Genomic DNA, 1,551 nt, shown 5'->3' with positions numbered 1-1,551 from the left:
TGAATCGCCCCGGGTTTGATGGAGACATCGAAGACCCGGAAGGATGTCCCGTACTGGGGCTGGGGCGACCTTCCGGATCAGTACGGACGTCGGTGGGATGGTGACGACGGCGAGTCGCGCATGCCGAAGCGGCCGGCCCGCGGGCTCAGCGATCTGCCGCCGATCCTGCCGTGGTGGGGTGAGTAGCGCCGCGGGTGATCACCCTGGAGCTGGTGTGCTCGTGCTCGCGGGAGGCTGGATTGGCCGGGACGGCCGAATGGGTGTCAGTGGTGTGTGCGAGGCTTCGGTCATGCGTAACGACCTTCCTCTGACAGTCATCGGGAATCTCGTGGACGATCCGGAGTTGCGGTTCACCGCTGCCGGGGTGGCGGTGGCCCGTTTCACGGTGGCCTCGACTCCCCGGACGTTCGACCGGGACGCGAATACCTGGCGGGACGGGGAGCCGACGTTCATGGACTGCAGCTGCTGGCGGCAGCTCGCGGAGAACGTGGCCGGGTCTCTGTCGAAGGGGGCCAGGGTGGTGGTCGCTGGACGGCTGCGTACCGACCGGTGGGAGAACCAAGAAGGGGAGAAGCGTTCACGGATGGTGCTGGACGTCGACGACGTGGGGGCGTCGATGACGTTCGCGACCGTGGCGATCACCCGCACCGCCCGCCCGGTTCCGCCTCGTGAGACTGCGCCGGATGATCCCTGGGCGTCCGCCAGTCCCGTCCGTCCGGCTGCACCCGTCGCCAGCCCGGACGGCACCCCTGGCGAGGAGCCTCCCTTCTGATGCCGGTCGTCCCCACCCCCGCAGTGTCCCCGGCGGACGGCACCGGAGACCTGGAGATGGCCGCGGCAGCCGTGACCGCAGCGCAGCAGGCACTGCAGGCCGCACGCCGGGACCTGTCGGCAGCGATCCACACCGCCCGGCACGCCGGGCGGTCCGTCCAGCACATCGCCGCCCGCACCGGACTCGACCCGGTCACAGTGCGCAACATCCTGGCCGTCACCCCGGCAAAGACACCGGACAGCTCCTCCTCCGTCCTCCCGGGTTGACGCGATGCCGCCGACGCCGTCGGCGGCATCTTCGGGGTTCGCGCACCTGACAGTCCGACGTCCCCTTACCATCCGCTGCATGCTGGATCCCGAGCTGCTGGAGTCGATCACCGCCCGTCGTGCGGAACTGGACAACCTCGAAGCACAGCTGACCGAGCATCTGGCCGAGGTGCGATCCGAGCGGGACGAACTCGCCGTCGCCGAAAGAGTCCTCGAGCGAGTGAGCGAAGAGATCGCGGGCGAGCGTGCCTCAGCCTCCCCGGCCCCCGGCCAGGTGGCCGGACGGGCCGTGATGCTCGTCCCGCCCCGCGGCCCGGACACACAGGAGACCATGCTCCCGCCGGTCTACCAGCGCATCCTCACCGTCGTGCGCCAAGCCGGCGGACCGGTCACGGCCCGGCAAGTCGGCGAGACGCTGGGAGTAGACGTCAGCGTGAAGTCCAAACTGGAACCGCTGCGGGGCAAACTGATCAGACTCACCGACCGCGGCTGGCTGCGCAAACAACCCGACGG

Annotated in this window: 3 protein-coding genes; all 3 read left to right on the top strand. The window is 69.6% G+C overall.

Going from position 1 to position 1,551, the window contains the following annotated elements; genetic code table 11:
• The first annotated feature begins 214 nt into the window (after positions 1-214).
• The gene (gene ssb / locus ACFC02_RS42605) at positions 215-772 is read left to right on the top strand and encodes a single-stranded DNA-binding protein (protein WP_376368422.1); all 558 of its coding nucleotides are present in this window, start codon (positions 215-217) and stop codon (positions 770-772) included.
• Positions 772-1,038, top strand: coding sequence for a hypothetical protein (locus ACFC02_RS42600; protein ID WP_376368420.1), 267 nt, complete (start codon positions 772-774; stop codon positions 1,036-1,038). Before ssb ends, ACFC02_RS42600 begins: the two co-directional genes overlap by 1 nt.
• 79 nt (positions 1,039-1,117) lie before the next feature.
• The coding region (locus ACFC02_RS42595) for a hypothetical protein (protein WP_376368418.1) at positions 1,118-1,551 on the top strand (434 nt) is incomplete at its 3' end.

Source organism: Streptomyces sp. NPDC056160 (assembly GCF_042268205.1).
Lineage (GTDB): Bacteria > Actinomycetota > Actinomycetes > Streptomycetales > Streptomycetaceae > Streptomyces.
Note: the sequence above shows the minus strand (reverse complement) of the source record. Positions and strands in the feature narration are given on the sequence as shown.

Excerpts from the sequence above, each read along its gene's own strand:
- ACFC02_RS42600 (WP_376368420.1), top strand. The coding sequence starts at position 772 with ATGCCGGTCGTCCCCACCCCCGCAGTGTCCCCGGCGGACGGCACCGGA.